4 protein-coding genes are annotated in these 6,779 nt (G+C 63.5%); 1 reads left to right on the top strand and 3 read right to left on the bottom strand.

The features are described from left to right. Positions 1-21 precede the first annotated feature (21 nt). Complete coding sequence (locus RJQ10_RS14215; protein ID WP_350147729.1) at positions 22-2,358, top strand: Tex family protein; 2,337 nt, start codon at positions 22-24, stop codon at positions 2,356-2,358. 62 nt (positions 2,359-2,420) lie between these two features. Here the strand turns inward: RJQ10_RS14215 and RJQ10_RS14210 are convergent, their stop codons facing one another. From RJQ10_RS14210 to RJQ10_RS14200, 3 genes are read right to left on the bottom strand one after another with little or no spacing between them, the layout of a single operon-like run. Beyond that, positions 2,421-4,193 (bottom strand): hypothetical protein, encoded by a 1,773-nt coding sequence (locus tag RJQ10_RS14210; protein WP_350147724.1) that lies wholly within the window; start codon positions 4,191-4,193, stop codon positions 2,421-2,423. Between the two features lie 33 nt (positions 4,194-4,226). After that, the gene (locus RJQ10_RS14205; protein ID WP_350147722.1) at positions 4,227-5,519 is read right to left on the bottom strand and encodes a putative bifunctional diguanylate cyclase/phosphodiesterase; all 1,293 of its coding nucleotides are present in this window, start codon (positions 5,517-5,519) and stop codon (positions 4,227-4,229) included. A gap of 14 nt (positions 5,520-5,533) precedes the next feature. Beyond that, positions 5,534-6,766 (bottom strand): cyclic di-GMP phosphodiesterase, encoded by a 1,233-nt coding sequence (locus RJQ10_RS14200; RefSeq protein WP_350147720.1) that lies wholly within the window; start codon positions 6,764-6,766, stop codon positions 5,534-5,536. Between the last annotated feature and the right edge of the window lie 13 nt (positions 6,767-6,779).

Below are 6,779 nucleotides of genomic sequence, written 5' to 3'. Positions count from 1 at the left end.
CTCCGGATACCCGAAACCAGCATGACCAGCACAGTCTCCCAGCGTATTGCCGAAGAACTCGCCGTCAAGGAAAGCCAGATTGCCGCCGCCATCGGCCTGCTCGACGAGGGCGCCACCGTGCCCTTTATCTCCCGCTACCGGAAGGAAGTCACCGGCGGCCTGGATGACACCCAGATGCGCTACCTGGATGAGCGCCTGCGCTACTTGCGAGAGCTGGACGAGCGCCGCGGCGCCATCATCAAGTCCATCGCCGAGCAGGACAAGCTCACGCCGGAGCTGGAGCAGGCACTGCTGGCTGCCGACACCAAGAACCGGCTGGAAGACCTGTACCTGCCCTACAAGCCCAGCCGCCGCACCAAGGCGCAGATCGCCCGCGAAGCGGGCCTGGAGCCGCTGGCGGATGCCCTGCTGGCCAACCCCGGCCTGGATCCGGAGCAGGAAGCGCTGGCTTTTCTCAATCCGGACCAGGGTGTAGCCGACACCAAGGCGGCCCTCGACGGGGCCCGCCAGATCCTCATGGAACGTTTTGCCGAGAACGCTGACCTGCTCGCGCAGTTACGCGAATTTCTCCAGCAGCACGCGCTGCTGGCCTCCCGCCTGGTCGCAGGCAAGGAGCACGATGGCAGCAAGTTCCGCGATTACTTCGAGCACACCGAGGCCCTGTCGGGAGTCCCCTCTCACCGTGCCCTGGCGATGTTCCGGGGCCGCAACGAGGGCTTTCTGCAGCTCAATCTGGTGCTGGACGCGGAGGAAAAACCCACCGACGCCCATCCCTGTGAGGCCATGATCGGCACCTGGTGGCAGATCCGGGACCAGGGCCGGCCGGCAGACCGCTGGCTGGCGGAGACCGTGCGCTGGACCTGGCGAGTCAAGCTCCTGACCCACCTGCAGACCGACCTGCTGACCCAGTTGCGGGAGCGGGCGGAGCAGGAGGCGATCGAAGTATTCGCCAACAACCTGAAGGATTTGCTGTTGGCGGCCCCGGCCGGGGCACGGCCCACTATCGGCATGGACCCGGGCCTGCGCACCGGCGTCAAGCTGGCCGTGGTCGATGCCAATGGCAAACTGCTGGATCACGGGGCGATCTTCCCCCATCAACCCCAGAACCGCACCCGGGAAGCAGCCGCAGAACTGCTGCGGATGATTCGCAGCCACAATGTGGAGCTGATCGCCATAGGCAACGGCACCGCCAGCCGTGAAACCGACAAATTCGTCGGCGAGCTGCTACAACAGCAGCCGGAGCTGAATTGTCGCAAGGTCATGGTTAACGAATCCGGGGCCTCCATCTATTCCGCCTCGGAATTCGCCGCCCGCGAGTTCCCCGACCTGGATGTCACCATCCGCGGCGCGGTCTCCATCGCCCGCCGGCTTCAGGACCCCCTCGCTGAACTGGTGAAGATCGAACCGAAATCCATCGGCGTCGGCCAGTACCAGCACGACGTCAGCCAGGTGCAACTGGCGAGGCAACTGGATGCGGTGGTGGAGGACTGTGTGAACGCGGTCGGGGTGGATGTCAACACGGCCTCGATACCGCTGCTGGCCCGGGTTTCCGGGCTGAACCAGAGCCTGGCTGCAAACATCATCGCCCACCGCGACCAGGCCGGAAGTTTCGCCAGCCGCCGCGAACTGCTCAAGGTTGCCCGCTTCGGCGACAAGACCTTTGAACAGGCGGCGGGCTTCCTGCGTATCAGCAACGGGGACAACCCGCTGGATGCATCCGCGGTGCATCCTGAGTCCTACACTGTCGTCGAGGCCATCGCCTCGCGCCAGCAGCGCCCGCTCGCCAGCATCATCGGCGACTCCGGCTTCCTCCGCGGCCTGCGCCCAGGGGATTACGTCACCCAGAGCGTGGGCCTGCCCACCGTGACGGACATCATCCGGGAGCTGGACAAGCCCGGCCGCGACCCGCGGCCTGAATTCCGGGTGGCCAGCTATCAGGAAGGGGTGGAGAAGATATCCGACCTTCGGTCCGACATGGTGCTGGAGGGAACCGTCACCAACGTCACCAATTTTGGCGCCTTCGTGGACATCGGCGTGCACCAGGATGGACTGGTACACATATCAGTCCTCGCGGACCGTTTCGTCAAGGATCCCAGGGACGTGGTCAAGGCCGGCGATGTGGTCCGGGTCAAGGTGATGGAGGTCGATCAGCCGCGCAAGCGCATCGCCCTGAGCATGCGCCTGAACGACAAGGCTGAAGCTGCACCGCGGGAGCAGCGCCAGGGTACTCGCCCCGGCGGCGGCAAACCGCGGCCGGAGGGGAAGCCTGGCAAGGGCTCCCACAGAAACAGCGACAGCGGCAAGGCGCCCGCCACCGCGCTGGCCGCGGCCTTTGCCAGCGCGCGCAAGGACCGCTGATCAAGCGGACCGGAATACTGCGCGGGACTCGGCTTTGCCGGAACGGGCACGTTGGCGGGCGGCTAGCAGAGCCGGCAGACTTCCCGCAGTTGATCCCAGGCACGCAGGCCTGCGGCAAACCCGGCAGCGCGCTCGCGGATTGCGGCAGCCACCGCGGCGCTGCCCATAGCTTCGGGCACACCCGGTAACTCCGCCAGCTCTGGCGACTGCTGCAATGCGGCGACGCAGGCCTGGCGGTTGCGCTCGAGATAGAGCCGCCAATCTTCCCCGAGAGCGGCCGAGTCCCGGATTCCTTCCTCCAGAGTCTGCAGGTGGACAACCTGCAGCCGCGCCAGGCCGGCACGGAAACGGGCTGTAAGGCCCGCGTCCGAGAGCTCGCCGAGCTCTTCAAAGCGACAGCACAGCAATGCCATGCGCGTCGCCAGCCCCACTTCCGGGTCCCCCGGCTGAATCTCGTCGATAAACCCTGCAAGCAGGCCCAGCCCACCCCTGGGAACTGTTGGATCGCCCGCGGGATTGCCCCTGCGTTCCTCCAGCGGCTGGTGCGGCACAGCCCAGTCGTACTCAAGGGTCAGCGAGTCGGGGTGCAGGAAATCCAGCATGCTGCCAAACAACTGATCTTCCCCGCGCAGGGCGGGAAAGTATGGCGGCAACAGCGCCCGGTTATCCAAACCGGTTACCTGGGAAATGACCGGGCGCACGGTAAAGGTCGGCAGCGCCTGGCCCAACCAGTTCTGGCGCAGCGACAGAGCGCTGCCGAGACCACCCGGCCGGGCCAGCATGCGTTGCAGCGAAGCCGATTCGAGATTGGGAAGCCAGGCGTTGTTGCCGGTTCCCGGGTCGCCCAGGGATCCGCTCTGGGTGACGAGTACCGGCGAATCCGCGTTGATTCGGCCACACCAGGCAGCGCTGGCCGCCTCCAGACAGGCTTCCTGCATGGTATCGAGCCCCAGCGTGCGCAGCGCCCGGGACAGGCCCATGCCGAGGCAGCGGCCGTGGCCCACCAGGGGGTCGAATTCCTGCTTCACGGCAATCTGCTGCCAGTCCCTGGCATCGCGGTAAAAATCCGCCTCGCGGCCGCCGTCACTGAAAGCCACGCCCGCCTGTCCATAGGGCAGTCTGTAGGCCTCACTCAGGACGTCATCGTCGAGCATGATGCAGCGTTCTCCCGCCGTCAGCAGCAGCGCAAGGTTGCGGGCGCGGCCGTAGGTCGGCATACCCTGCCAGGAATCGCGCTGCAACAGAAACCGGATTCCGGCCTCATGCCCTGGCAGCCTGGCAATGGCGTCCCGGGTCAGCTGCGCCTGCTCCTCCGGACCGAAATAGTGCATCGAGGTGGGGCTCAGCACATTGAACCGCTCCACCGCCGCTGCATTGGCGCTGCAGTTTGCCGCGTCGCGGGAGTCATCAATCAGTATCAGTTGCTTCTGCCGCGCCAGTCTGGCGCTGCGCAACAGCGACTCCAGCAGGCGTTCAACGGCCGCGGGCCGATCACAGGTAATAATACAGGCCACCGTGCGATCCAGGTCGGGAGAGGCCGCTGTGGGCGCATTGACGTGCGCGCAAACCCGCGCTGCCGGCAACAGCATGCCGACATCCCTGACCTGCTGCAGCACCCGCGTCACATCAGCCACATTGCCACCGAGCTGGGGAAACTGCCTCACCAGCTGCCTGGCATGGTCTTGCAGGGAACGGAAGGCCGTACACTGTTGCAGCGCCACAGCCACATCCGCTGTCACGCTGAGGCGGGCACCAGTGGTTCTGGCGAGCAGCAGCACTGCGCCGGCAGCCGGCAGGCTGTCATGGTCGTCCATGGCATAAAGCGGCTCAGTCATTGCAGGGCCCCGTGGCAAAGTCAAATTTGGTCGTCAGCTGGCCGTAATCCCTGGCTGCCCGTCGCATTCCCGCAGCCAGGCCAGCAACTCAGTCTCTGGCAGGGGACGGGAAAAATAGTAGCCCTGCACGACATCACAGCCAAGCTCCCGCAAGCACTGCAAGGTCTGACCGTCTTCCACGCCCTCGGCTACCACCGAAAAACCGAACAGGTGAGCTATATCGATGATAATACCCACCAGTGCACGATCCTGGTTGTCATTGAGAATGCGGCGGACAAAGAACTGGTCAATCTTGATCTCGGTTGCAGGGATATGTTTAAAGTAGGACAGGGAGGAGTAACCGGTCCCGAAGTCGTCGATGGACAGGCCTATCCCCAATTCGCGCAGGTGTTGCAGGTTGTTGAAACCCGCCTCCTTGTCTTCGATCACTGCACCCTCCGTGACCTCCACGATCAGCATTGACGGCTCGACACCCCAGATCGCCAGCGCCCCTTGCAGCATATCCGCCAGGTCCGGACTGTTGACCAGTCCCGCCGGGATATTCACCGCCAGGGGAAAGCCCGCTGTATCGGGCCAATCGCGCAAGGCACGCAGAGCCCGGTTGACCACCCAGCGCGTCAGTTCATACATTTGGCCTGAGTCCTCCGCCAGCTGGACAACCCGCTCGGGCGACACCGCTCCGTAGCCCGGCAGGTGCCAGCGGAGCAGAGCCTCGGCACTGCAGACGCGCCCGCTGCGAAGATCCACCTTGGGCTGGAAGTGCAGTTCGAAGGCGTTGTCATAGAGGGCCTCAGAGAAGTGCTGCTCCAGCGCGATGTCTGTCTGGGAGCTCTCTTCCTCGACAATCAGGGAATCGATTTCCAGCACAGCACCCCGTTTGACGCGCGCCAGGCTCGCTTCCGCACGCGACAGTGTCGCCAGCGATGAATGCTTCCCCTCGAGATTGACCGCGAGGCCTATGCGCAGCTGAACCGGCGTGATCGCATCATCGATATACAGGGATTCATCCAGCAGGCGCTGGACCCGGTTGAGCGCCAGGGCAATGAACGCGGGGGTATTGAGCTGCGGCAGGATAAAAGCGAAAGTATGGCCACCGATGCGAAACACGGTGCTTGGCAGCTTGCTGGTGGCTACCAGCTGCCGCCCGGCCTCCGTCAGCAGCAGGTCGCCAATTTCATAACCGTGGCGATGATTAATCAGGCGCAAATTGCTGAGATCGACCAGCATCAGGCCCAAATGATTCCCCGTGGTGCGCGCCTGCTCAACGACCCCGCCCAACGCCGCCACAAATCCATCGCGGTCCAGCACCAACTGTGACTCTGTCACTCTGCCACTGCCATTCAGAGATGTATGCCCGACATATCGATACCGTAGGCATCGGGTTCCAGCGCCTGCGCTATATCCAGGGGCTGACCGCTGGCGTCCTGGGTCTCGTGCAGCAGATCTACCGTTCGCATACTGGCCAGGGGTTGCTTCTGCGCATCCAGCAATACCATGACCCTGGGCCGCAGACGCCGGGTTCGGTACTCCGCAACCACCACCGCGACCTCGCCAGATGACAGCTCCACCAGCGTACCTGCCGGGTAGATCCCTACTGCCTGGATGAACTCTTCCACCAGTTCCGCCTGGAAGTCTATGTCCTTGGCATCGTAGAGCATTTTGATCGCCGTGGAAGGCGAGATCGCGCGGGCGTAGGACCGGTGGCTGGTAATGGCATCGTAACAGTCCACGATAGCCGCTATACGGGCAAATATTGGAATCGAATCGCCGCTCAAGCCCCGGGGATAGCCGGAACCATTGTGGCGCTCATGGTGGTGGGTAACCATCGCAATGACATCGGTATTCATGAGCCCGGTCTCGCCGATCATTTCCACGCCGTAAAGCACATGTTTGCGCACCTCGCGCAACTCGTCCGGCGTCAACGGGCGATCCGTATTCAGGAGCTCCGGATCCACGCGCAGCTTCCCGACATCGAACAGTAAACCGCCTATCGCGAGGGACCGCAGATCCGAACGGGGCAGCCCCAGCTGGCGGCCCAGGGCAACCGCCCATATGGAGGCACCCAGTGAGTGCTGGTAGGTATATTTGCCCTGCTGTTTCAGACGCGCCAGCCAGATGCAGGCATCCGGGTTGCGGGCGATACTGTCGATCATGGGCTCAACCGAGCGCTTCACTCGCACCACGTCCAGCGCCGCTCCCCCCGCAGCCTGCTTGAAGATCTCTTCGATACCGGAAGAGAGCGCCTTGACTGCGGTTTCCGCCCGGGGGAACTCCTCAGTCCAATCGCTGTTATCGGCATAGCTCTTCAGCTGACGAGTAGGAAACAGGGTCTGTTTCGGGACTCTGGGCCGCTGAACGCGAACATTCCTGGGCGGGGCGTAGCCTTGCTTGGCGCTTTTTACAGTGTCAACGAAGACAAACTGGCAGAACTTGCGCAGTGTGCGGAGGTCCTCCTCTGCCTCGATCCGAAAACCCTGCAACAGAAATGGGGTTTCCAGCCAGGGCCGGTCCTGTCCGGACACATACATGCCCAGCTCCAGGTCGGCTGTCTGGACTTTTACAATCTCAATCATTTGCTTACAACTT

Source organism: Haliea sp. (assembly GCF_040222615.1).
In the GTDB taxonomy this organism is placed as follows: Bacteria; Pseudomonadota; Gammaproteobacteria; order Pseudomonadales; family Halieaceae; genus Haliea.
Note: the sequence above shows the minus strand (reverse complement) of the source record. Positions and strands in the feature narration are given on the sequence as shown.

Excerpts from the sequence above, each read along its gene's own strand:
- RJQ10_RS14215 (WP_350147729.1), top strand. The coding sequence starts at position 22 with ATGACCAGCACAGTCTCCCAGCGTATTGCCGAAGAACTCGCCGTCAAG.
- RJQ10_RS14210 (WP_350147724.1), bottom strand. The coding sequence starts at position 4,193 with ATGACTGAGCCGCTTTATGCCATGGACGACCATGACAGCCTGCCGGCT.
- RJQ10_RS14200 (WP_350147720.1), bottom strand. The coding sequence starts at position 6,766 with ATGATTGAGATTGTAAAAGTCCAGACAGCCGACCTGGAGCTGGGCATG.